The organism is Arthrobacter sp. B1805, from assembly GCF_002929745.1.
In the GTDB taxonomy this organism is placed as follows: domain Bacteria; phylum Actinomycetota; class Actinomycetes; order Actinomycetales; family Micrococcaceae; genus Arthrobacter_D.
This window is the reverse complement of record NZ_PJIQ01000017.1, coordinates 1-23,402: the sequence shown is the minus strand read 5'-3', so window position 1 is coordinate 23,402 and position 23,402 is coordinate 1. Positions and strand designations below refer to the sequence as shown.

General features: G+C 68.0%; 24 protein-coding genes and 1 tRNA gene. 16 read left to right on the top strand and 9 right to left on the bottom strand.

Annotation, left to right across the window (positions count from 1 at the left end; translation table 11 throughout):
* Positions 1-18 precede the first annotated feature (18 nt).
* From CXQ96_RS15630 to htpX, 3 genes are read left to right on the top strand one after another with little or no spacing between them, the layout of a single operon-like run.
* The gene (locus CXQ96_RS15630) at positions 19-1,305 is read left to right on the top strand and encodes an MFS transporter (protein ID WP_104118928.1); all 1,287 of its coding nucleotides are present in this window, start codon (positions 19-21) and stop codon (positions 1,303-1,305) included.
* Positions 1,306-1,307: 2 nt separating this feature from the next.
* Positions 1,308-1,436, top strand: coding sequence for a hypothetical protein (locus CXQ96_RS18960; protein WP_258059156.1), 129 nt, complete (start codon positions 1,308-1,310; stop codon positions 1,434-1,436).
* Between the two features lie 36 nt (positions 1,437-1,472).
* On the top strand, positions 1,473-2,351 hold the full coding sequence (gene htpX, locus CXQ96_RS15625; RefSeq protein ID WP_104118927.1) for a zinc metalloprotease HtpX: 879 nt from the start codon (positions 1,473-1,475) through the stop codon (positions 2,349-2,351).
* Between the two features lie 85 nt (positions 2,352-2,436).
* Here htpX and CXQ96_RS15620 read toward each other — a convergent pair whose 3' ends face one another.
* The gene (locus CXQ96_RS15620) at positions 2,437-2,925 is read right to left on the bottom strand and encodes a YajQ family cyclic di-GMP-binding protein (protein WP_104118926.1); all 489 of its coding nucleotides are present in this window, start codon (positions 2,923-2,925) and stop codon (positions 2,437-2,439) included.
* 162 nt (positions 2,926-3,087) lie between these two features.
* Here CXQ96_RS15620 and CXQ96_RS15615 point away from each other — a divergent pair, with 162 nt between their 5' ends.
* Both CXQ96_RS15615 and CXQ96_RS15610 read left to right on the top strand, forming a co-directional pair.
* A complete protein-coding gene (locus CXQ96_RS15615; protein ID WP_104118925.1) occupies positions 3,088-3,456 on the top strand; it encodes a hypothetical protein in 369 nt (122 codons plus the stop codon).
* Between the two features lie 88 nt (positions 3,457-3,544).
* A tRNA-Tyr gene (locus CXQ96_RS15610) sits at positions 3,545-3,626 on the top strand.
* Between the two features lie 80 nt (positions 3,627-3,706).
* Here CXQ96_RS15610 and CXQ96_RS15605 read toward each other — a convergent pair.
* Positions 3,707-5,812: an acyltransferase family protein gene (locus CXQ96_RS15605; RefSeq protein ID WP_181036503.1), complete on the bottom strand. Its 2,106-nt coding sequence runs from the start codon at positions 5,810-5,812 to the stop codon at positions 3,707-3,709.
* A gap of 163 nt (positions 5,813-5,975) precedes the next feature.
* Complete coding sequence (locus CXQ96_RS15600; RefSeq protein WP_219816157.1) at positions 5,976-6,800, bottom strand: PhzF family phenazine biosynthesis protein; 825 nt, start codon at positions 6,798-6,800, stop codon at positions 5,976-5,978.
* 54 nt (positions 6,801-6,854) lie between these two features.
* Between CXQ96_RS15600 and CXQ96_RS18955 the strand changes: the two genes are divergently transcribed.
* Positions 6,855-6,980 carry a hypothetical protein gene (locus CXQ96_RS18955; protein ID WP_258059155.1) on the top strand — a complete coding sequence of 42 codons (126 nt, stop codon included), beginning with the start codon at positions 6,855-6,857 and terminating at the stop codon, positions 6,978-6,980.
* An 88-nt stretch (positions 6,981-7,068) separates the two neighbouring features.
* Positions 7,069-8,025: a CPBP family intramembrane glutamic endopeptidase gene (locus tag CXQ96_RS15590; protein WP_181036502.1), complete on the top strand. Its 957-nt coding sequence runs from the start codon at positions 7,069-7,071 to the stop codon at positions 8,023-8,025.
* A 198-nt stretch (positions 8,026-8,223) separates the two neighbouring features.
* Here the strand turns inward: CXQ96_RS15590 and CXQ96_RS15585 are convergent, their stop codons facing one another.
* Positions 8,224-8,697 (bottom strand): DUF6314 family protein, encoded by a 474-nt coding sequence (locus CXQ96_RS15585; protein ID WP_104118921.1) that lies wholly within the window; start codon positions 8,695-8,697, stop codon positions 8,224-8,226.
* Positions 8,698-8,808: 111 nt separating this feature from the next.
* On the opposite strand from CXQ96_RS15585, the gene CXQ96_RS15580 reads away from it, so the two are divergent.
* Positions 8,809-9,249, top strand: coding sequence for a MarR family winged helix-turn-helix transcriptional regulator (locus CXQ96_RS15580; protein WP_104118920.1), 441 nt, complete (start codon positions 8,809-8,811; stop codon positions 9,247-9,249).
* A gap of 124 nt (positions 9,250-9,373) precedes the next feature.
* Here CXQ96_RS15580 and CXQ96_RS15575 read toward each other — a convergent pair whose 3' ends face one another.
* Positions 9,374-9,805: a DUF1810 domain-containing protein gene (locus tag CXQ96_RS15575; protein WP_104118919.1), complete on the bottom strand. Its 432-nt coding sequence runs from the start codon at positions 9,803-9,805 to the stop codon at positions 9,374-9,376.
* 89 nt (positions 9,806-9,894) lie between these two features.
* Between CXQ96_RS15575 and trxA the strand changes: the two genes are divergently transcribed.
* On the top strand, positions 9,895-10,287 hold the full coding sequence (gene trxA / locus CXQ96_RS15570; protein WP_104118918.1) for a thioredoxin: 393 nt from the start codon (positions 9,895-9,897) through the stop codon (positions 10,285-10,287).
* Between the two features lie 89 nt (positions 10,288-10,376).
* Here trxA and CXQ96_RS15565 read toward each other — a convergent pair whose 3' ends face one another.
* Together CXQ96_RS15565 and CXQ96_RS15560 are read right to left on the bottom strand one after the other, a co-directional pair.
* Positions 10,377-10,667: a putative quinol monooxygenase gene (locus CXQ96_RS15565; RefSeq protein WP_104118917.1), complete on the bottom strand. Its 291-nt coding sequence runs from the start codon at positions 10,665-10,667 to the stop codon at positions 10,377-10,379.
* A gap of 59 nt (positions 10,668-10,726) precedes the next feature.
* Positions 10,727-11,701 carry a DNA-3-methyladenine glycosylase gene (locus CXQ96_RS15560; protein WP_104118916.1) on the bottom strand — a complete coding sequence of 325 codons (975 nt, stop codon included), beginning with the start codon at positions 11,699-11,701 and terminating at the stop codon, positions 10,727-10,729.
* A gap of 294 nt (positions 11,702-11,995) precedes the next feature.
* On the opposite strand from CXQ96_RS15560, the gene CXQ96_RS15555 reads away from it, so the two are divergent.
* A complete protein-coding gene (locus CXQ96_RS15555) occupies positions 11,996-13,372 on the top strand; it encodes a cystathionine beta-synthase (RefSeq protein WP_104118915.1) in 1,377 nt (458 codons plus the stop codon).
* Between the two features lie 28 nt (positions 13,373-13,400).
* The gene (locus CXQ96_RS15550) at positions 13,401-14,564 is read left to right on the top strand and encodes a cystathionine gamma-synthase (protein WP_104118914.1); all 1,164 of its coding nucleotides are present in this window, start codon (positions 13,401-13,403) and stop codon (positions 14,562-14,564) included.
* 451 nt (positions 14,565-15,015) lie between these two features.
* On the opposite strand, the gene CXQ96_RS15545 is transcribed toward CXQ96_RS15550, so the two are convergent.
* Positions 15,016-15,441 (bottom strand): hypothetical protein, encoded by a 426-nt coding sequence (locus CXQ96_RS15545; RefSeq protein ID WP_104118913.1) that lies wholly within the window; start codon positions 15,439-15,441, stop codon positions 15,016-15,018.
* A gap of 10 nt (positions 15,442-15,451) precedes the next feature.
* Positions 15,452-16,657 (bottom strand): amidohydrolase, encoded by a 1,206-nt coding sequence (locus CXQ96_RS15540; protein WP_104118912.1) that lies wholly within the window; start codon positions 16,655-16,657, stop codon positions 15,452-15,454.
* A gap of 137 nt (positions 16,658-16,794) precedes the next feature.
* Here CXQ96_RS15540 and CXQ96_RS15535 point away from each other — a divergent pair, with 137 nt between their 5' ends.
* From CXQ96_RS15535 to CXQ96_RS15515, 5 genes are all read left to right on the top strand, one after another.
* Positions 16,795-18,099, top strand: a complete 1,305-nt coding sequence (locus CXQ96_RS15535) for a glycosyltransferase 87 family protein (protein WP_104118911.1) — start codon at positions 16,795-16,797, stop codon at positions 18,097-18,099.
* On the top strand, positions 18,099-19,700 hold the full coding sequence (locus CXQ96_RS15530; protein WP_181036501.1) for an ATP-binding protein: 1,602 nt from the start codon (positions 18,099-18,101) through the stop codon (positions 19,698-19,700). The genes CXQ96_RS15535 and CXQ96_RS15530 overlap by 1 nt, the downstream gene beginning before the upstream one ends.
* On the top strand, positions 19,697-20,371 hold the full coding sequence (locus CXQ96_RS15525) for a response regulator (RefSeq protein ID WP_104118909.1): 675 nt from the start codon (positions 19,697-19,699) through the stop codon (positions 20,369-20,371). The genes CXQ96_RS15530 and CXQ96_RS15525 overlap by 4 nt, the downstream gene beginning before the upstream one ends.
* 39 nt (positions 20,372-20,410) lie before the next feature.
* The gene (locus CXQ96_RS15520; protein WP_104118952.1) at positions 20,411-21,067 is read left to right on the top strand and encodes an MOSC domain-containing protein; all 657 of its coding nucleotides are present in this window, start codon (positions 20,411-20,413) and stop codon (positions 21,065-21,067) included.
* A gap of 422 nt (positions 21,068-21,489) precedes the next feature.
* A complete protein-coding gene (locus CXQ96_RS15515; protein WP_258059158.1) occupies positions 21,490-23,313 on the top strand; it encodes a DEAD/DEAH box helicase in 1,824 nt (607 codons plus the stop codon).
* The last annotated feature ends 89 nt before the right edge of the window (positions 23,314-23,402 follow it).

Sequence of the window (23,402 nt, the reverse complement as noted above, 5' to 3'; positions counted from 1 at the left end):
CCCGGCTAGACTTTCCCCGTGCCAAGACTCCTCGCCGACATCACACCGCTGAGGGAGAGTCCGGCGTTCCGTAGGCTGTACATCGGCACCGCGCTCTCGGCGATCGGCACGCAGCTCACCATCGTCGCGGTGAGCCTGCAGGTCTACTCGCTCACGCAGTCCACCTTCAGCGTCGGCCTGCTCAGCCTCTTCGCCCTCGTACCCCTGGTCGTCGCGGGCTTGTATGGCGGAGCGATCGCCGACGCCCAGGATCGCCGGAAGGTCGCGCTGTACTCGGGCTTCGCGCTGTGGGGCACCACCATGGCCATCGCCATCCAGGCCTGGGCCGGCGTGGACAGCGTGTGGCTCCTCTACATCCTGATCGCGATCCAGTCCGGTGCCGCCGGGATCAACCAGCCCACGCGGAGCTCGATCATCCCGCGCCTCGTCCGGCCCGAGCTGCTGCCTGCCGCCAACGCGCTGAGCATGATCACCTTCGGCCTCGCGTTCACGCTCGGCCCGCTGCTCGCCGGGTTGCTCGTCGCGCAGGTCGGTTACGCCTGGACGTACACCGTCGACGTCGTCACGTTCACCTTCGCCGTCTGGGCGGTCTTCCGCCTCCCGCCGATGCCTCCGGAAGGTCCCACCCGCAGGGCCGGGCTCGCGACGGTTCTCGAGGGCTTCCGCTTCCTGGGCACGCGGCCGAACATCCGCATGACGTTCATCCTGGACCTCATCGCCATGATCACGTCCCAGCCGCGGGCGCTGCTCCCCGCGGTCGGGGCCGTGCTCATCGGCGGGGGAGAACTCACGGTCGGCATCCTGCTCGCATCGGCCGCCTTCGGTTCGGTGCTGGCGGGCCTGTTCTCCGGGCCACTCGGGCGCATCCACAAGCACGGCCAGGCCGTCGTCTGGTCCATCGTGGGGTGGGGCGCTTCGGTGGCCGGTTTCGGACTCGTGGTCGTCATGGCCGGCTCGTCATCCCTGCCGACCCCGGGCGAGGGGGAACTGTCCGCATGGGTAGTGCCGGCATCGGTCTGCCTCGTCCTCGCGGGTATCGCGGATTCCATCAGCAGCGTGTTCCGGAACACGATTCTCCAGTCCGCGACGCCGGACGCCATGCGTGGCCGTCTCCAGGGTGTATTCATCGTCGTCGTCGCCGGTGGTCCCCGTGCCGGCGACATGGTCGCCGGAGGTCAGGCATCGTGGCTGGGGGAGGGCTGGACCGCCGTCGTCGGAGGTGTCGCGTGTGCCGCGCTCGTGCTCGCGGTCGCGCGGTGGCAGCCGCGCTTCCTCCAGTACGACTCCCGCCGGCCGGAACCGTGACCGTGACCGTGACCGTGACCGTGACCGTGACCGTGACCGTGACCGTGACCGTCACGGTCCTCTCCGCCGGCCGCGCAGCGCACCCCCGTACGATGAGTGGAACAGGCCGCTGGGATTCCCCGTTCTACTGAAGGGGCCGCCCGGCCCACCCAGTACAAGGAGTTGCAGTGCACAACCATTTCAACGGTGCCAAGACGGCGTTGTTGTTCGGCGCCCTCATGGGGATCTTCCTCGTCTTCGGCGCAGTCATCGCTGGAGCCACCGGCAGTTCCATGTTCATCTGGCTGTTCGCCCTGCTCGGCGTCGGCTCGATCGCCTACAGCTACTGGAACAGCGACAAGATCGCGATCCGCAGCATGGGTGCCGTCGAGGTCACGGAGCAGCAGGCGCCGGCCATGTACCGGATCGTGCGCGAGCTCAGCACGCGGGCGAACAAGCCCATGCCGAGGCTCTACGTCTCGCCGACCATGGCCCCGAACGCCTTCGCGACCGGCCGCAACCCGGAGAACTCCGCGGTGTGCTGCACGCAGGGCATCCTGCAGCTGCTCGACGAGCGGGAGCTGCGCGGAGTCCTCGGGCACGAGCTCATGCACGTCTACAACCGGGACATCCTCACCGGATCCATCGCTGCCGCAGTCGCCGGCGTCATCACGTCCGTCGCCCAGATGTTCGCGTTCGCGGGCATGATGGGCGGCAACCGGAATCAGGGCGGCAACCCGATCGCGGCCCTGCTGCTCGCCTTCCTCGCACCCCTGGCCGCGGGGCTCATCCAGACGGCCATCGGCCGTACGCGCGAGTACGACGCCGATGAGGACGGTGCGATCCTGACGGACGACCCGCTGGCCCTCGCCTCGGCGCTCCGCAAGCTCGAGCGAGGGACGCAGCGCGCTCCGCTCCCGCAGGATCAGCGACTGGTGAACACCTCACACCTCATGATCGCCAATCCGTTCAAGGGGGCAGGCGTGGGCAAGCTCTTCGCGACCCACCCGCCCATGGACCAGCGCATCGCGCGCCTCGAGGGCATGGCGGGACGCCCGCTCACCTGAGAAATGCCCACGACGACGACGGCGGCCCCACCTTTCGCAGGTGGGGCCGCCGTCGTCGTCAAAGCTGTCTACAGAGAAGGCACTGTCAGCGCATGTTCACGAACTGGAGGTCGGCCTCATCGAAGTTCTTGAGGAGCGCCATGGTGGCCTGCAGGTCATCGCGTGATTTCGAGCTGACGCGCAGTTCATCGCCCTGGATCTGCGACTTCACGCCCTTGGGGGCCTCATCACGGATCAGCTTGTTGATCTTCTTCGCAAGATCCTGCGCGATGCCCTCCTTGATGGTCGTCTCGAGGCGGAACTCCTTGCCGGACGGGTAGGGCTCGCCCGTGTCGAGGGATTTCAGGGAGATGCCGCGCTTGATCATCTTGGACTGCAGGACGTCGAGCACGGCCAGGACGCGCTCCTCCGAGTTCGCCTTCATGAGGATCTTCTCGCCGCTGAAGTCCACCTCCGCGCCGACCCCCTTGAAGTCGTACCGCTGGGCGATCTCCTTCTGCGCCTGGTTCAGCGCGTTGGCGACCTCCTGCTTGTCCACTTTGCTTACGACGTCGAACGTGGATTCACTCGCCACGATGCCTCCTCGGGGTGGTTGGGTTCTTGCGTTAAAGACTATCCGCAACCCCCGGACGGCTGGGCCGGGCGCTTCACAGGGAGCGGTCAGGCCACTCCGGGGACGCGTACACGGTCCGATGGAACGGTAGGAGTACCAGTCGCCCCTCGAGGAGAGAATTTCATGCCTGACCCACGACACCGGCGCTACCAGGTCCGTCTCCGCACGGCGGTAGCGGGGTCCTTCCTCGCGGCAGCCGCCGCGGCATCCCTGACGGGTGTCACGGCGGCGCCGGCGCTGGCCGTGCCGCCGCGAGCCGTCGCTGCGGATGCGGACCACGAAGCGAAGGACATCACGCTCGGGCCGGACCCGGCGTCGTCGGTGACGGTCGCATCGCCGGTCGCCGTTGCGCCAGGGGCGACGCCGTCGGAGGTGCGGCTCGCCGGGGTCCGTGACGACCTCGACCAGGCGGTCCTGATGCGTCTCGTCACGCCCGAGCAGGCGGACGGTTTCTACGCGCAGATCGAGCGCAGGATCGCCGCGGGCCTCTAGCGCCAGCGCGGATTCGTCACAGCGGCTGTTTGTCTGTAAAGTTGTCTTGCCCGCGCTTGCTGCGGGCGGTCTTCCTGTGAAGACGTTCGGCAGATTACCCGAGCGGCCAAAGGGGGCTGACTGTAAATCAGCTGGCAACGCCTACGGGGGTTCGAATCCCTCATCTGCCACAGCAAGGAGAGGCCGGTACTTCCGCTAGGAATAGAGGAAGTACCGGCCTCTCGTGTTTAATCCCTCGGTCCTGGGGGAGCTACCCGGCGTCGACCAGCCCCTCGAGCGGTTCCGCAAGGCGGGGAGTGAGCGACCGGACGTACGACGCCGTCAGGTGGTCCGTGTCCCGGTAGATGAGGACGTCGCCGATGACGGCCGGGCACCTCGTGGCGGGGCAGATGGAGTCGTTGAGGTCGATGGCGGTGGTACCGGGAAGGGATGCTGCGGCCATCAGTTGCGCCAGCCCCTTGTCATCGGCTGCTTCGCTGCGTGGCACGGAGCATTCGGTCAGATCCCCGAGGTTCAGGGCAACGCAGTCCGGGACGTTGATGGCGGGTGCGGGAGTGTCCCTGATGACGGCGACAGGGATGCCACGGCGGGTGAAGCTGCTCCACGATCGCTGGAACGCTTCCGACATGGAAGCGACGTCGTCCGATGCGTCCGCGATGCCGGCGCTCTCCGTATAGCTGCTGGTGATGACGAGCGCGAGACGGTCGTCACGTCCCAGTAGGTCCTGCATGCGGGCGTTCCACTCCATGCAGGTGGTGTAGAGCCGCCCTTTCCGCTCGAGTTCCCCGGTTGCGAAGGGGCAGGCGTCATGGATGTAGGCCGTGAGCTTCCACCCCTTGTCCCGGGCTATGCCGTCGAGTGCCGGGATCCACTGTTTCGCGTGGGAGTCCCCCACCAGCACGACGTGGCGCTCGGATGCCGTATCGCCGTACTGGCAGGACGTGATGTGGGTCTGACTGATCCTGGTTGAGTCGCAGGTCGGGAAGTCCTCGCCCGCCACGATAGGCATCGGTGTGATGTATTCAGCGGTCTCCTGGGGCCGGACCCCGGACGAGCGGGGGTCGCCTGGGAGGGTCATGGCGCCGTTCCGGACATCGCCCGCCTGGCGCATGCCGTCCTCGGCCCGGTCCACCTCCACACGGACCGTGTTCACGAGCATCCCGCCCGTGATTGCTCCGGCCAGCACGAGAACGGCGCCGGCACAGAGCGCGCGCACGGGAGCGACGGTGAGGGCCCTCCATCGGTTGACCGGCCTCTCCACATAGCGGTAGGTGAGAAAGGCGACGCCGACCGACAGTCCGGCGACGAGGATGACCGCCGTGCCGTGCAGTGTCCCGAGGACCGCCGTCGCCAGGACGATGAGTGGCCAGTGCCAGAGGTATAGGGAGTAGGAGATGTCTCCGACGAAGGTCATGGGCCGGGTGTCGAGGACGTGTGCGGGCCCGAGTGGTGCTCGCCCGGTGCACGACGCGATCACGAGGGCGGACGAGATCGTGGGAACCAGGGCAGCTGCACCCGGATAGGGGAGCGATCCGTCGATCAGGACGACCGAGCCGATGATGCCGGCCATCCCGGTCCAGCCCATGATCGCTGCGGCGCGGCTCGGTAACCTCTCAAGGCGCGCGGGGATCACGGCGAGAATCGCGCCGAGTGCGAGCTGCCAGAACCGTGTCGTCGAGGAGAAGTAGGCGGGCTCCGGCTCTGTTCCGGTGAAGTAGACCGACCACGCCAGCGATGGCAGCAGCACCAGGCCGAGCCCGATGAGCAGCAGCCGGCTCGGGTCTGCCGCGGCGATCGGTCCGGAACGACGCTTCCGCCTCGTCGCGAGCCAGCCGGCGGCGATGAGCAGCAGGGGCCAGACCAGATAGAACTGCTCCTCCACGCCGAGGGACCAGAAGTGCTGCAGCGGGCCCGGGCCCACGTCGCCGTCGAGGTAGTCGACGGAGTCGCCGGCAAGGCGCCAGTTCTGGACGTACAGAGCCGAAGCGATGATGTCCCAGCCGATCGACGCCCACCGCGTGATCGGCAGGAACACTGCGGTCAGCGCTGCCGTGGCCACGAGGACGAGGGTCGCCGCAGGAAGCAGCCGCCTGGCTCTGCGGGCATAGAACTCGACGAGGGATATCCGCCCTGCCGTGGCGAGTTGCTTGAGCAGGAGCCCGGTGATCAGGAACCCGGAGATGACGAAGAAGACGTCGACTCCCACGAACCCGCCCGGCACGAAGGGTACGTCGAGGTGGTACAGCAGCACCGAGATGACTGCGAGGCCGCGCAGACCCTGGATGTCGGGACGGAACGACGACGCCTTCACCGCATCCGTCGGAGGCGTCGCCGAGCGAAGCAGGGTACTTGTCACCGAAGGACCTCCAGAGGGATGGTGTGACACCCAGGGCTGCTCTCGTCAGGGTAGCCGCCGGTACCACCCGGCGTACGCTCGGATTCGGTCAGCCCGTCCGGTACGACGAGGGCGATAATCCGCCCACCTCTGGCACTTCCCTCGACGCCGCCCCCAGGGTTCGCTACAGCTCCGAGGCCGCGCCTGTCACACGGATACGGCCTTCGAGTGGGATTTCGACGGTGATCAACGAGGGACGCCCGACCTCCGCGCCCTGCTCGACCTCGACCACCGCGGGCAGGGCAAGGTGATCACCTGCACGAAGATAGGCACCGAGACCTGCCGCAGCGGAGCCAGTGGCGGGGTCTTCCCGGATGCCACCGCGAGGGAACGGATTGCGGGAAGCGAACCTGCCGGGTGACAGGCGGTGGACGACGGGGATCGTTCCGTCCCAGCCCTCACGGTCCTGAAGGTGCAGAACCGCTTCGCCGTCGTGATCGAGAGAAGCGAGCACGCCTTCCCGCACGAAGACGATCGGGTGCGGATTCCCGCCGCGCACGAACGCCGGTGGCAGGGCGGGGTCGAGGTCGTCGCGCGACAGGCGAAGAGCGGCGAGCAGCTCGTCCAGCAGTGCGTCGCTCAACGGATCGACCTCCGTGTCGACCGCAGTGAGGGTCGCCCGGTCCGACGAGACCTCCACGAGCACCTCTCCCGCGTTGGTATCGAAAGCGACGACAGGTCCGGCTCCTCGCCGAGCGAGTGCGACTCCGGAAGCGATGGTCGCGTGACCGCAGAAAGCGATTTCGTCCCGAGGGCTGAAATAGCGGACGCGCGTCGACCCGGGCGTGGTCTCGGTGAGGAACGCGGTCTCGCTGAAGCCCAGGTCCCTCGCGACGGTGAGCATGTCCGCCCGGGACAGTGCCTCCGCGCCGATGACCACCCCCGCCGGATTGCCCGACCGTGGATTCGCGTCGGGCGTGATGAATGCGCGGTACGTGAGGATTTCCATGGAAGCGAGCATATGGTCGAAGTGGACTGCCGTTCGCGGTCCACTTCCGAATCAGTGGCCCCCGCCCCACGAGCGGTCGTCCTCAACCGCTTCGACACCGACATCGACGTCGTCCATCCACCAGAACTCGTCGAAGCATTCGCGCGACTCGCGATCCGTAACGCCAGAACGGCGGCCTGATGCCTCGCCGACCTCCTTCATGACGTCGGCCAGACCCTCTAAGTCATACGACGTAGGATTCTCATACGCCGTATGGGAGCATGGGCCCATGACTCCTCATGCGTCCTCTGCCACCGCACTTCCAACCGCCGACGCCCGCCTGCTTCCGTCGCGAGGACTCGCGGCGTTCTTCATCATCGCCTTCGCGTTCTCCTGGCTCGTCTGGTGGGCCGGCCCACTGATTGCGCCGGGAGCTTCGTCGACCATGGCCCTCGTCATCCTCGGCAGCTTCGGTCCGGCGGTTGCCGCCACCGTCGTCACTGCCCGGCTCGATGGTCGCGCAGGCCTCCGCGCGCTGTTCGGCCGCTACCTCCCCAGAAGACAGGGCGGAGGGCGTCCCTTCATCATCGGTGCGTTGATCTTCGTGGCACTGGTTGCCTCCGGTGGCATCGCGCTGCTTGCCGGCGGGGCCCTGGACACCCAGGGGCTCGGGACCGGAATCGCCGCCCTGCCCGGCATGATCGTCCTCATCGCCCTGGTCGGCGGAGGTAATGAAGAGCTCGGATGGCGCGGTTTCGCCCTGCCGCGGTTGCAGGCGGCACTGCCGCCCGTGGCCGCCAACGTCATGCTGGGCATCATCTGGGCCGTGTGGCACGCGCCTCTCTGGTCGATGGCCACCGCGCAGTCGGCCATCTCGTTCCCCATCTACGTCATCCTCGTCATGGCGATAGCGATCGTCCTCGGGTTCGTCTTCAACATCGCCGGTGGCGGACTGCTCGCCGTCGTCGCTGCGCACACCGCGGTCAATGCTGCCTCCGGCCTCAAGGTCAGCGCCCTCGGCGGAGTGCACGAGATCCACGAGCTCCTTGCCATGGCCGTGATCGCCCTGGTCATCCTCGTCGCAACCCGCGGTCGGCTGGGGCTTGCCCGGCTGGAGGAGGGTCGCCCCGCGCACGACGACCAGGCGGGTGGCGATCCGCTCCCCGCACAGGCCTCCGAACCGGCCGGGGCTGACGGCCCGTCCTCCACGCCGCTTCGCCAGGGACTGCCGTCCCACACTCCCTAGGCTCCTGGCGCGGTCTGCGTCCTGTCGGACGCAGCCGAAGGCGGCCTGCTCCGCCGCTGACTTCGGTCGGCGGGCAGGCCGCTCCGTGTTCCCTCAGCGTTCGCGGGTGTCGTTGTCGGGCCCTGCCGGCCCTCGGGCGACGGCACCGGAACCCGCGCCGGGTCCCGCCGCTCGCTGACGTGGCCCCGGCTTCAGCTTTCACTGGGTCACGCGAGTGAGGGTCGTCGTCAGCAGGAGGTCCTTCGCCGGGCCCGTGACGTCCCAGGAGTACTCGATGGTGTCCGGGGAGGTGACGGCGAACTCCACGCGGTAGGTATCCGGCGCGCAGGCGTGGTCATCGCGTGCCCTACCGTGGCTCAGGTCGAGCCGGCAGAGTAGCCGCCCGTCCTCGAAGTGGACCGCTATCGCCGATCCATCTCCCTCGATCGAGTAGGAGCGGGAGGCCGGACCGCGGAAATGCGGCCAAAATACGGTGCCCGCCTCGTCCCACCGGAGGCCGCCGTCAGCGGGGGTGAAGGTGGTCGTGCCTGTGAAGATGCCCGCCGTACCACTGGCCCGATCCAGCAGGGTGCGGTGTGTCGACCAGGTCCCGGTCAGGAGGGCGATGGCGTCGTCGACCTCGGTGAGAATGCGGTCCAGGTGGTCGTCGATGAGCTCTGCCTGCGTGGCCAATGGTGCTGGGTCCTGCACAATGTCCCCTGACGTCGGTTCTTGCCACGCTAGCGCTACCACTGCCTCCGCGCACCTTGTCGTGCTCGGCCCTGAATGTTAGGCTACCTAACTATGACCGATTCCCCGACCGGCCGGCAGCTGCTTGCACTGGCGCAGTCCTTCCGCACCACGTTGCGTCACGCTGTCTATCTCAGCCGATCCATGGACGGCGACGGCGAACTGACCACCATGCAGATGAGCACACTGAGCATGGCTGCCGACGAGCCCCTGCGCGTGAGCCGCGTTGCCGCCAACCTCGGCATACGGGTTCCGTCGGCAACGGAGCAGATCATCAAGCTCGAACAAGCGGGCCTTGTCAGCCGGCAGCCGGACCCCACGGACTCGCGCGCCGTCCTGGTACAGCTGACGGACAAGGGCCGCGCCGCCTGGGAGGAGGCGAGCCTGCGCCGCAACGAGCGCGTGGCGGCCCTGCTCGAGCATCTCGACGACGACGAGAGGGCGACACTCGCAGCCGCCCTGCCGATCATCGAGAAACTCAACCTCACCACCTAGCAGTACCCGCGGCGTCCAGCCAGCTGTCCCGCAACCACGGCTCCTTGACGATCCTCGCCCACACCCTGTCGGTCGCTCATGCACTCCGCAGAGACCCGCCGGCAGGAACGGGAAAGCGGCGGCGTCAGCCCGCGAGGAGCGACGTCGTCGCCTCGTCCTCCGCGCCGTCGTAGTAGCGATCCAGCACTGCCGTGAACCACGGCTCTTGTGGGCTGGCCCGGTTGAAGAGCGTCATGGAGGACTGGAGCTTGCGGGCGTCGATCCCGCCGAGCACCGCGACAGGATCCCCGCCCTGCAGGTTGAGGAGGGCATGGACACTCTCCATGAGTCGGGGTCCGAGGACGGTGTGCGACAGGTACGCCCGCGCCTCGTCGAGCGACGTGATGGCGTACTTCACCGAGGTCGGGCTGCTGCCCAGTCCGGCGATCTGGGGAAAGACGAACCACATCCAGTGCCCCGTCTTGCGGCCCCGCTGCAACTCGGCAAGGGCCTGCTCATAGGTGCCCTCGGAGTTCTGGGCCTCGACGAATCGGGTCAGGTCATACGGGTCGGTCACTCGTACCTCCGGCTGTGTAGAGCGGTTGGGGCGCTTCATCGGTAGCGAACAGGCCTGACAGGGCAAGCCGGGATCGCTAGCGTTAAGGGATGTCGACAATCAATATCACTGAGGCTAGCTTCCCGGAAACCATCGAGGGCAACGACATCGTGTTCGTTGATTTCTGGGCCGACTGGTGCGGACCCTGCAAGCAGTTCGCCCCGGTGTACGACGCCGTGTCGCAGCAGCACGATGACGTCACCTTCGCGAAGGTGGATACCGAGGCCGAGCAGTCCCTCGCCGCTGCCGCAGGCATCACCTCCATTCCCACCCTCATGGCATTCCGCGAGAAGGTGCTCGTGTTCTCCCAGCCCGGCGCCCTGAACGCCACGCAGTTCACCGAACTGGTCGAGGCCGTCAAGGGCCTGGACATGAAAGCCGTGCACGAGCAGATCGCCCAGCAGCAGGCCGAGGGCGGCAGCCCGGCTGCCGACGCGCAGTAACGCTCCTTCCCGCAATAGATCCTTCAGCGCGCAGAAGCCCCGCACTCCTCGAGTGCGGGGCTTCGTCGTGGTGGGAATGCCGCCGGGGTTCAGGCGGCCTGGTCTGAGCGGACGACCTCGGCCGGCTTGGCCAGGAGCGCGCTCAGCGATTCGCCGAGATCCTGTACCGCGGGCCCGCGCAGGTGCGCGTCCAGGAGCTCGGTGGACTCCCACTGCTCCGTCAGCACGATGCGGTCCTCCTGCGCGTCCGTGATCTCGTACCGGATGCATCCCGGCTCCTGCACCACCTGTTCGATGGCGATGTCGAGTGCGAGCTTCACGCGGAAGAACTCGCCCTCGAGGGGGGTGAACACTGCTGTGACGTCTACGGTGTGGCTCATGCTCCAACCCTAGCGGCGGCGCCTCCGTGCGCCGCTTCGTTGCGTCATATCGGCTCCTGTCAGCGCCGGCGATGGTCCTCCGGGGACAGGCGGGGGCCGAAGGTCGGCTTGCGGAAACCGCTCGCATACAGGGACCGCACCACGCGCTGGCGCTGCCCCTTCCACGGCCTGAGCAGTTCGATCATCCCGGCGTCGTCGGTGCGCCGACCCGTGAGTGCGGCCCCGATATAGGCAGCGAGGTGGTAGTCGCCGATCGAGATCGAGTCGGGGCACCCGTGGGTCCGCTGGACGACTTCCGCGACGGTCCAGACGCCGATGCCCGGAACGGATCGCAAACCGGCGCGGACGTCGTCGCCTCCCGGCAGGGACGCGAGGCGTTCCAGGCCGCTGGCGACGAGGGCTGCCTTGAGGATGGTCGCCGAGCGGTGGGAATCGACCCCGGCCTTGTGCCAGTCCCAAGAGGGCACGCGGCGCCACTGCTCCGCGGTCGGGGGAAGGCGGAGCCCTGACGGAGCGTAGGTGCCCGCCCCGGGAGCCGGGTCGCCGTACCGGGTCAGCAGGTAGCGCCAGGCGCGCTTGGCCTCGATGCCGGTGACCTTCTGTTCGAGGACCGCGCGGGCTACGGTGTCGAGCATGCGGCCGCTCGAGGGCAGGCGCAGGCCGGGGTTGAGGTACCTCCCCTTGCGGGCGACCTCGGGCAGGGTCGCACGGAACTCCGAGCTGTCGAACGTACTCCAGTCGTCGTCGCCACCGAGCAGTCGCGGAACGGACTCGAGCGCCCGCGCCGCGCCCGGTCCCCACGCCGTGGCCTGGACACGGCTGTCGTTCAACGAGCCGCGTTGCCTCAGGGCCAGCGTGACGGGGCCGTCGACGGTCCGGAAGGCGAGCCAGTGGTCGGGGCCGTGAACGATGAAGGACGGGTCGTGCGGCCCGCACTGCAGCGTGCGGACGGTGCCGGCCAAGGTGTACGGTCCGTCCGGAATCCACTCCGTGGCCTCGGCGCCCGAGGGCACGACGGCGGGAGCGATGGTCATGCATCCATGGTGCCACGCTGCACCAGCTGCCCCTGGTGATCCCGGGCGGATCGGCGTGCCAGCGGGACGAGCGGCTGACGGCCTGCGCGATTGCCGCGCCGAGCGACGCCGTCGTTCCCGTTCCACCCAGATCCGGGCTCACCGCGCGATCTGGAACCTGTCGACGCGAAGACCACCGTCCGGCGCCGCCCTCGCCTCCACGTGCTCGTTCCGAGCGGTCCCCCGGGGGCCTTCCACGTCCCGCGACGTAACGGCGGCACGGCTGCGCAAGCACCAGCCGGTAACTTTGTAGTCATGAAGTATGCCAATTCCATCGTTGACCTGATCGGCAACACCCCGCTGGTCAAGCTCAACTCCGTCACCGACGGCATCGCAGCCACCGTCCTCGCCAAGGTCGAATACCTCAACCCGGGCGGGTCGGTGAAGGACCGTATCGCGGCGAAGATCCTCGACGCCGCGGAGGCCGAGGGGAAGATCAAGCCCGGCGGCACGATCGTCGAGCCGACCTCCGGCAACACCGGCGTCGGGCTCGCCCTCGTCGCGCAGCAGCGCGGCTACAAGTGCGTCTTCGTCGTGCCCGACAAGGTCGGCGAAGACAAGCGCAACGTCCTGAAGGCGTACGGCGCCGAGGTCGTCGTCACCCCGACGGCGGTCGCACCCGACAGCCCGCAGTCCTACTACGGCGTCTCCGACCGCCTGGTCCGCGAGATCCCGGGCGCCTACAAGCCGGACCAGTTCTCCAACCAGAACGGGCCGTTGAGCCACTACGAGACCACCGGCCCCGAGATCTGGAACGACACCGACGGCAAGCTCACCCACTTCGTCACCGGCGTCGGCACGGGCGGCACCATCACGGGTACGGGTCGGTACCTGAAGGAGGTGTCCGCGGACCGCGAGGGCGGGCCCGTGCGCATCATCGGCGCAGACCCGGACGGCTCCATCTACTCCGGCGGCACCGGGCGCCCCTACTTCGTGGAGGGCGTCGGCGAGGACATGTGGCCCGACTCCTACGACCCCTCGATCCCGGACGAGATCCACGCCGTCACCGACGCCGAGAGCTTCGAGATGACCCGGCGCCTCGCCCGCGAGGAAGGGCTCCTCGTCGGCGGCTCCTGCGGCATGGCCGTCGTCGCCGCCCTGCGCGTCGCGAAGGACCTGACGGCGGACGACGTCGTCGTGGTCCTCCTGCCCGACGGCGGGCGCGGCTACCTCGGCAAGATCTTCAACGACGACTGGATGAAGTCCTACGGCTTCATGGACAGCGGCGATGACGCCAGCGTCGGCGAGGTGCTGCGCGCCAAGAGTGGATCCATCCCGGAGCTGGTGCACACGCATCCCACCGAGACCGTGCGCGATGTCATCTCGATCATGAACGAGTACGGCGTCTCGAGCATCCCGGTGCTGTCGCAGGAGCCTCCGGTCAAGATGGGTGAGGTTCTGGGATCGGTCGACGAGCGCTTCCTGACCGCGAAGATCTTCCACGGTGAGGCGAAGATGACGGACCAGATCTCCCAGCACATGGACGAGAAGCTGCCGCTCATCGGGTCGCTCGAGTCCATCGGCACGGCACGCGAGCGGCTCCAGGACAGCGACACGCTGATGGTGACGTTCGTCGGGTCACCCGTGGGAATTCTTACGCGCCACGACTTGCTGACATATGTGAGCAAGTAAGATCACCACCGCGAATTCCAGGAGCATCGTGACGCACTCGAACGCCCAGGGTTTCAACACCCGAGCCGTCCACGCAGGCCAGACCCCCGACCCCACCACGGGTGCGGTGATCCCGCCCCTGTACCAGACCACCACGTTCGCGCAGGACGGCATCGGCAAGCTGCGCAACGGTTACGAATACGGGCGCGGCACCAACCCCACGCGCGATTCCCTGCAGGTGCAGATCGCCGCGCTCGAGGGTGGCAAGCACGCCTTCAGCTTCTCGTCCGGTCTCGCCGCGGAGGACGCACTCATCCGGGCCGCGCTGCGTCCGGGGGACCACATCGTCCTCGGCAACGACGCGTACGGTGGCACCTACCGCCTGATCGACCGTGTGCTGTCCCAGTGGGGCATCACCAATTCGGCTGTCGACATGGCTGACACCGCGGCGGTCCGGGCGGCCATCGCCGGGAACAACACCAGGATGGTGTGGGTCGAGACGCCGTCGAACCCGATGATGAAGATCACCGACATCGCGGCGACCGCCCAGCTGGCGCACGACGCCGGCGCCCTGCTCGTCGTCGACAACACCTTCGCCTCGCCCTACCTGCAGCAGCCGCTCACGTTCGGTGCGGACGTCGTCGTGCACTCGACGACCAAGTACATCGGCGGCCACTCGGACGCCAGCGGCGGGGCCGTCGTCGTGAACGACGACGAGCTCGCGGAGAAGATCGGGTTCATCCAGTTCGCGGTCGGTGCCGTGTCGGCACCGATGGAGGCCTGGCTCACCACGCGTGGGCTCAAGACCCTGGGCGTCCGGATGGATCGGCACTCCTCGAACGCCATGGCCATCGCGCGATGGCTGCAGGATCAGGACGAGGTCGAGCGCGTGTACTACCCGGGCCTGGCCGACCACCCTGGCCACGAACTCGCGGCGGCGCAGATGAAGGACTTTGGCGGCATGATCTCCGTGACGTTCAAGGGCGGGGCGGACGCTGCCAAGAAGGTCGCCGAGTCGACGCACGTCTTCCTGCTGGCGGAGTCCCTGGGCGGCATCGAGTCGCTCATGAACTATCCGTCGGACATGACGCATGCCTCGGTCAAGGGCACCGAACTCGCCGTCCCCGAGAACCTCATCAGGCTGTCGGTGGGCATCGAGGACCTTGAGGACCTGATCGGCGACCTCGAGCAGGCAATCTCGGCGCTGCGCTAGTCCCTGTCCCTCATGCGAAAGGCCCCTCCGTCCGGAGGGGCCTTTCGCGCGTCCAGCAGGTCGGCGAAGCGGCTTCGCGCACGCGTTTCCGGCTGGGACGGGCGTTCGGCGCGGCGTGTCCTGGCGCAACACGCCCTTCGCGGACGAAAGCCGTGCATAACGCCGCACCAGCAACCGGTTGCGGAGGGCGTCCCGCCGTCGTTCCCGCGGTTCCCGCCCGACCTGGCGTCTCGGCGGCGTGATGCCCGCCAACGCACGCCGGCGCCAAGGACCGGGAACGACGGCGACCGGCTGCGTGGGGACGACGGCGACGCGGCTGCGTGGGGTCGACGGCGACGCGGCTGCGTGGGGACGACGGCGACGCGGCTGCGTGGGGACGACGGCGGTCCGGCCCGGGGCGAACGACCGCGACCCGCCGGGCGCGAGCAACGCCCGCGCCCCCGGCGGAACGCTAGCGGGGCTTCGGCAGCCGGAAGCGCTTCTTCGCCTTCGGTTGGGTCAGCTGGAAGAAGTCGCTGCTCTGCGGCAGCCACATCAGCAGCACCGCGACCAGCATCGCCCCCGCGATGAGGGACAGCCCCGGGGTCCCGCGCACGATGATCGGCACACCGACGATGATCCCGACGGTGCTCAGCAACTCGCGGGCGCTCCTCCTGCCCCGACGCAGCGGGAGCAGGAGGGCGAGTTGGAGGACGGCGAGCGCCCCGAAGAGCGCGCCGAGCCCGATGAACCCGGCGCGGTCGAGGTCCTGCACGGCCGCCGACGTGAGGAACGTGCCGGCCGCGACGAGCAGCAGCACCGCGATGACGAGCCACAGGACGAGCGCGGCACGCAGTGTAAACGGCCGCGGCGGTAGGGCGCTCTGGGGGGAACGCACCGGGGCGCTCCTAGCCCCGCGGAGCGACAGTGCCGCTGCGGGTCTCGGTGTCGTAGGAGTAGACCTCGGTACCGCCGATCCATACCTGCAGGGCGCGCTGCATGACATCGAGCGGGTCACCGCTCCACAGCACCAGGTCCGCATCCTTGCCGACGGCGAGGGAGCCGAGCCGGTCCGCGAGTCCGAGGACCTTCGCCGGATTGAGGGTGATTGAACGCAGGGCCGTCTCCCGGTCGAGGCCCTCCTTGATCGCCAGGGTGGCCTGGTGGACCAGGAAGTTGATCGGGATGACGGGGTGGTCGGTGATGATCGAGATCTCGACGCCGGCCCTCGCGAGCTTGCCCGGGTTCGCGATGGACCGTCCGCGGAGCTCGACCTTCGACTTGGTCGTGAAGAGGGGCCCGATCAGGACAGGAATCCCGCGCTCTGCCAGGACGTCGCCGAGCAGGTGCGCCTCGGTGCCGTGATCGAGCACGAGGTCGTAACCGAACTCGTCGGCGATGCGGATGGCGGTCGCGATGTCGTCGGCGCGGTGTGCGTGCTGGCGCCAGGGGATCTCGCGGCGCAGCACCATGGCGAGTGCCTCGAGGTGCGGGTCCCGCGCGTTCTCCTCGGCCTTGCCCAGGTAGTTCTGGGCCTTCATGAATGCCTCGCGGATCACGAGTGCGGTGCCCAGACGAGTGGACGGCGTCTTGCCCTTTCCGCCGTAGACGCGCTTCGGGTTCTCGCCGAGTGCTGACTTCAGCCCGCTGGGGGAGCGGAGCACCATCTCCTCGAGGTAGCGCCCGTGCGTGTGGATGGCGACGGCGAGCCCGCCGATGGGGTTCCCGGATCCGGGGTTCACGTTCACGGTCGTGACACCACCCGCGAGGGCGTCGTCGAACCCGGGGTCGTAGGGATTGATCGCATCGATCGCCCGGACACCGGCCGTGTTGGGATCGGTCATCTCGTTGGTGTCGTCACCAGCCGTGCCCTCGCCCTCCTCGTGCGTGCCGAGGTGCACGTGGGCGTCCACGAAGCCGGGCAGCAGCCACTTGCCGCCCGCGTCGATGACCGACGCGCCGTCGGGCACGGGAACGTCGGCACCGAGCGCCGTGATGCGGCCGTCCTCGACGACGACGGTGCCGTCGAAGGGCTCCCCGTCGATCGGGACGACGTGCGCGTTGGTGATGGCTGTGACGGGAGCGGACGGGGTGGTGCCGCTGGGGGAGGACATCGGTGCATCGGCCTTTCGCAGGGAACGGGGTGATTTCCACCATATCGGCACGCGAGGACCTCACCTGGGCCGTGCCTACACTGGTTGAGCCGTTCCCGGGTACCAGGTCGGTACCACCAATCCTCCGGAAGGAAAGCATGAGCCAGCGCATCACCCCGGCACGGGTCCGGGCGCTGGGCCTCGTCGCCTCGGCTCTCGTGGCAGCGGGACTCATGGCCTGGGCGTTCGCTTGGGCCGACTTCATCGGGCTCGACTTCCGGGTGTACCGCATGGGGGGACAGTCGGTGGTCGACGGCGACGGCTCGCTCTACAGCCGGGCCTTCGGCGAGGGTAAGGGCTCGCTCCTCTTCACCTACCCGCCGTTCGCCGCCCTGGCCTTCACCGTCCTGACCCTCGTCAGCGCCGAGACGGGCGCCATCCTCTTCGTCGGACTGTCGGTGCTGATCGCCGCTATCACGTCCTTGTTCATCACGCGCTATCTCGGCGGATTCCACAGGATCGGGGACGTCCTCAGGCACCCCAGGGCCTTGCCGCTCGCCATCGCGGGCACCGGTCTGGTGTGCCTGCTCGGACCCTGGCGCGAGACCATGGCCTTCTCGCAGGTCAACATCCTGCTGTTCGCCATGATCGCCGCCGACCTCCTGTCCGGACCGCACCGCCGCATGCCGACCGGCCTGCTCACCGGTATCGCCGCCGGTATCAAGCTGACGCCGCTGGTCTTCGGTCTGTACTTCCTCGTCCGGGGGGAGTGGAAGCACCTGTTCACCATGGCTGGCGGTTTCTTCGGGACCATCGCCGTCGGATTCATCCTCCTTCCCGCCGAATCGGCAACCTACTGGCTGCAGATGCTGCGCGACACGGGCCGCATCGGCGGCGAAGGCTATGTGGACAACCTCTCGATCCGCGGGGCCATCCTGCACTTCATGGGTCCCGGCTTCCCCTCCACCGGGCCCTGGCTGCTCCTCTCGCTCCTGCTCGTCGCCGTGACGGTGTTCATCATTCGTGCCGCCGCACGGCGGGGGGACCGCTTCATCCCGATCGCCATGACGGCCCTGCTCATGCTGCTGATCTCGCCGATCTCGTGGTCGCACCACTGGGTGTGGATCGTTGTCGTGCTGGCGGTCCTCGCCGGTCAGGCGGTGCGGCTTCCCGCCGAGCTGCGGGGCTACCGGAGGACAGCCGGTGTGCTCTTCGTCGTCACCCTTGCGGTATTCATCTATTCGCCGAAGACCATCGGCGTGCTCCTCGGCGCCGAGGACCTCAACTCACAACTCGCCACCGGATGGCTCATGGCCTCCAGTGCCGGCGTCTTCTGTGCGCTCGCCATCACCGTCTTCTGGGTTCTCCTGTCGCGCGCGCTGCGGCCCCTGCCGGCTGGGAACGACCTCCGGGGGACGCCAGGAACGGCCGACGAAGACACCGCCGCGAACCGGACGCGCTGATGTCGCCGGCAGCTCGGCGAACCCTCGCGGCTCCTGTCAGCCGTGTGCGGGTCGCGGCCGGGTGCGCCGTCGCCCTGGTGCTGCCGCCGCTGCTCGAGGCGGCCGTGTTCACGGTCGGCACCTCGCTGCTCGCCATCGACGTGCTCTTCCAGATCGCGGGCGTCATCGCCGTGGCGCTGATCGGTGGCCTGTGGCCCGCTCTGCTGGCCGCGCTGTGGAGCAGCATCATCCTGAACTACACGTCTACGGAGCCATTCGGGTCCCTCGCGATCTCCGACGCCGAGAACGTCGTGACGGTCCTGATCTTCATCACGGTGGCGGTGGTTGTATCGCTCGTCGTCGGGCTGTCCGCCCGACGCTCCCGGGAAGCGGCCATGGCCCAGCAGGAAGCTGCACTGCTCGGCGAACTCGCGCGCGGCGTGCTCGCCGAGGAGGACACGCTGCAGGGTTTCCTGCAGCACGTCCAGGCCCAGTTCGACGTCGACGCCGTCGCGCTGTTCGGGCCAGCAGGGTCCGGCACCGACGCCGAACCGGATGCCGGTACGTCGCCCGGCGGGCACCGGCTGGAACGCCGCTCGCTCGCGGTGCGTCCGCGCGACCCCGGAATCGCGGAGTCACGGGAGTCACGGGAGTCACGAAGGTCTCGGGAGGCAGGCGGGCACTCCGGGCGGACGGTCACGGAACCGAACCCCGGACGTGACACGGACCGTTTCACCCTGGACGGCGCGACAGCCGTCGAGCAGGTGGACGGAGACGTCTCCCTCGCCCTCTACGGGCGCCAGCTCTCGGCACGCGAGCGCGGACTGCTCACCGCCTTCGCCGGTCAGTTGCGGTCATTGCTGCAGCGGCAGGAGCTGATCGCGAGCACGCGCACCAACAGGAGGCTCATCGAGGGCAACGTCATGCGCACGGCCATCCTGCGCTCGGTCTCGCACGACCTCCGCACCCCCCTCGCCGGGATCAAGCTCGCCGTCAGCAGCCTGCGGCGCTCCGACGTGACCTTCTCGAAGGAGGACGAGGGCGAGTTGCTCGAGACCATCGAGAGCTACTCCGACCGGCTGGACGCGCTCGTCAACAACCTCCTCGACATGTCCCGCATCACGGGGGACGCCGTCAATCCGCACCTACGCCCCCTCACGTGGGCAGACGTCGTCACGCCCGCCCTGGCGAACGTAGCGGAGGACCGCGTGCAGGTGTCCATCCCGCCGAACCTGCCCGCCATCGAGGCCGACCCCGGACTGCTGGAGCGCGTCCTCGCGAACATCGTCGAGAACGCGGTGAAGTACGCCCCGGACTCTCCCGTCGAGATCACCGCATCCGTGGGTGGCACGGGCAAGGCGCTCATCGACGGCTTCCCGGCGTCGGAGCTGAGGGTCGTCGACCACGGACACGGGGTGTCCCGGGACGACGTCGCCGTCATGTTCCGCCCGTTCCAGCGCCTGGACGACGCACCGTCGGGTGCCGGCGTCGGGCTGGGGCTCGCCGTGGCGAAGGGTTTCACCGAGGTGATGGGCGGCGTGCTCGACGCCGAACAGACGCCGGGCGGCGGACTCACACTCGTCATCCGGCTGCCGATCTCGACGGGAGCCGTGGAGCTGTGATCCGTGTGCTGGTCGTGGACGACGAACCGCAGCTCCTCCGCGCCCTTGAGATCAACCTGCGCGCCTACGGCTACGAGTGCGTGACTGCGGTCGACGGCGAGACGGCCCTCGCCGCCGCCTCCGAGCACCACCCGGACATCATCGTGTTGGACCTCGGTCTCCCGGACCTCGACGGCGTCGAGGTGATCCGGCGGATCCGCGGCTGGTCGCAGGTACACATCATCGTGCTGTCCGCCCGGCACGGTTCCCAGGACAAGGTCGACGCCCTCGACGCCGGTGCCGACGACTACGTCACGAAACCCTTCGGACTGGACGAACTGTTGGCGCGCCTCCGCGCGGCCAGCCGACGTGCTGCCGTCGAGGCGGAGGCCCCCGTCATCGAGACACCGGATTTCACGCTCGACGCCGGCGCGCGGCGCGCCGTCAGGAACGGGCAGGATGTCCGGCTGACACCGACGGAATGGAAGATCGTGGACAGGCTGATCGCTCATCCGGGCCGGCTCGTGTCGCAGCAGCAGCTGCTGCTCGACGTCTGGGGCCCGGCCTACGCGAAAGACGTCCAGTATCTTCGCGTGTACATGGCGCAGCTGCGCAAGAAACTCGAACGCGACCCGGGCGCGCCCCGGTACTTCGTCACCGAGAGCGGCATGGGGTACCGCTTCCAGCCCTGACCCGGAAGGAGGCGGAGGCCGACGCATAGGATGGTCGCCATGACCACTGGAACCCTCCTCGCTGTCTGTCGCGTGCACGAACTGCTGCCCACCAAGGACTCCACCGGTGTCACTGCAATCGACAAGCGTGCGGTCGCGGGAGCAGTGAACGTGCATGCGCTCGGGCTGACCGGCGACATCCAGGCCAGCAGGAAGCATCACGGTGGACCCACGAAGGCCCTCTACGCGTACTCCCAGGAGGATGCGGACTTCTGGACGCAGCAGCTGGGCCGTGACGTGACGCCGGGCCTGTTCGGTGAGAACCTCCGGGTCGGTGGGATCGACGCCTCCCACGCCGTCATCGGCGAACGCTGGGCCGTGGGTGATCAGGTGGTGCTCGAGGTCACCATGCCCCGCACGCCGTGCGTGAACTTCGCGCGCTACCTGGGCGAGCGCTCGTGGGTGAGGCGCTTCGCCGAGGCCAACCGCGTGGGCACCTACCTGAGCGTCGTCACGAGGGGCAGTATCTGCGCAGGTGACACCATCCGCGTGGTGAGCGCCCCGGAGCATGGGATCACCGCTGCCCAGGTCTACGCAGGCCTCGATGAAGGGCAGGCGCAGGCCCTGCTCGACGCCGGAGCGTCGGGGCAGATCGCGCTCACGCCGCAGGTGCGTAAGTCAGCACTCCAGGCACTGAAGGTGGTAGCGCCGGCCTGACGTGCCGAACGTCACCTCCTGCAACGCCTTCCCTGGAGCGCGACCGCCCGCGCATGACGTAGACTGGATATATCCCCCACACCGGTATTCCCTTTATTTCCGCCCTTCAGGGCCGGATAGGTTGTGTTGGGGCTCGGAGCACAGACTCGCGAGCAGATTCATCAGGGAGCGCCGGCTAGAAGAAAAGTCACACATCACTGCTGTCGCAGTGAACCCGTGTGGCGAGGAGTTCGGCCTCGGGATTGAAAAAGTGCCGGATTTCTACGTTCATTCGGCACTGCGGGCTCCATCCTGTCAGGGCCGTCCGGCACCTACCTGGAGGATTATTTCCCGTGCCTGAAAACCTGTCCGAGCAGAACATCGACTCCACCCTCACCGGAGCAGTAGCCGCGGCCCCCGCAGCGCAGTCCGACGACGACGGCGTGGACATCCGCTTCACCGAGCTCAACCTCGACGGCCGCATCCTCGCGGCGCTGACCGACCTCGGCTACGAAAAGCCCTCTCCCATCCAGGCAGCGACGATCCCCGTGCTGCTGGAAGGCCGCGACGTCGTCGGACTGGCGCAGACCGGAACCGGCAAGACCGCCGCGTTCGCCGTTCCCGCGCTGTCCAAGATGGCCGAGCTGGCCGATGTCAACGGTGGGCCCAGCAAGAACACCCAGGTCCTGGTGCTCGCACCGACCCGCGAGCTCGCGCTCCAGGTCGCCGACGCCTTCACCTCCTACGCCAAGCACATGGAGGGCTTCACCGTCCTTCCCGTCTACGGCGGATCACCCTACGGACCGCAGCTCAACGGACTCCGCCGTGGCGCGCAGGTCGTCGTGGGTACCCCCGGCCGCGTGATCGACCACATCGAGAAGGGGTCGCTCGACCTCTCGAACCTCGAGTACGTCGTGCTCGACGAGGCCGACGAGATGCTGCGCATGGGCTTCGCGGAGGACGTCGAGAAGATCCTCGCCTCGACTCCCGCGGAGAAGCAGGTTGCACTGTTCTCTGCGACCATGCCTCCGGCCATCCGCCGCATCGCCAAGAAGTACCTGAACGATCCGGCCGAGATCTCGGTCAAGGGCAAGACGACGACGGGTACCAACACCCGCCAGCGATACCTGCAGGTCATGGGCCCGCACAAGCTGGACGCGATGACCCGCATCCTCGAGGTGGAGGACTACGACGGCATCATCGCCTTCGTCCGCACCAAGGCTGCTACCGAAGACCTGGCGGACAAGTTGCGTTCACGGGGCTTCTCGGCCGCAGCCATCAACGGAGACATCCCGCAGCAGCAGCGTGAGCGCACGGTCGAGGCACTGCGCGACGGCAAGATCGACATCCTCGTGGCGACGGACGTCGCAGCCCGTGGCCTCGACGTGGAGCGCATCTCGCTCGTCGTGAACTACGACATCCCGAATGACACCGAGTCCTATGTGCACCGGATCGGCCGCACCGGCCGCGCGGGCCGTTCGGGTGACGCGATCCTCTTCATCACTCCCCGTGAGAAGTACCTGCTGCGTTCGATCGAGAAGGCCACGCGCCAGCCGGTCGAGCAGATGCAGCTGCCCTCCACGGAGAAGATCAACGAGCTGCGCCTCAGCAAGTTCGCGGACAAGATCACGCAGACGCTGGCCGGCAAGGATGTCGCACTGTTCCGCGACCTCATCGCCACCTACGAGCGTGAGCACAACGTGCCGGCCAACGAGGTCGCTGCTGCACTCGCCGTCATGGCGCAGGGTGGCCAGCCGATCCTCGTGCAGGACATCCCGGTCGCTCCTGCCGGGCAGCGCGAGCGTGCCGAGGGACGCAAGGATGCCTTCGGGTCGCGTGGCCCGACGCGCACGCTCACCGAGGGCAACGCCACCTACCGCATCGCGGTCGGCCGTCGCCAGCGCGTGATGCCGGGCTCGATCGTCGGCGCCATCGCCAACGAGGGCGGCCTGTCCTCCTCGCAGATCGGCGGCATCGACATCCGCGCCGATCACAGCCTGGTGGAACTGCCGGCGGACCTCTCGACCGATCAGCTGCGCGCACTCTCCAAGACGCGCATCGGCGGAGAGCTCATCCACCTCGAGCTCGACAAGGGGCGCAAGCCTGCGGGCAACCGCGGCGCAGGAGAGTTCAAGAAGCCCTTCAAGAAGGACTTCCCCAAGCGCGACGGCGACACCCGCTTCACGGGCGACGCCAATCGGAAGCCCCGTGCCAAGGGTGCAGGAGCCGGAGCAGGACGCTCCAGCGTCCAGTCCGAGCAGTGGTAGGACCCGACTAGTTGTACCCGGCCATGAGGTTGGTGGCGTTTCCGGTCTTGTGAAAGGGGAGAACCTCCGGGCTTAGTGGAGATGTCTGA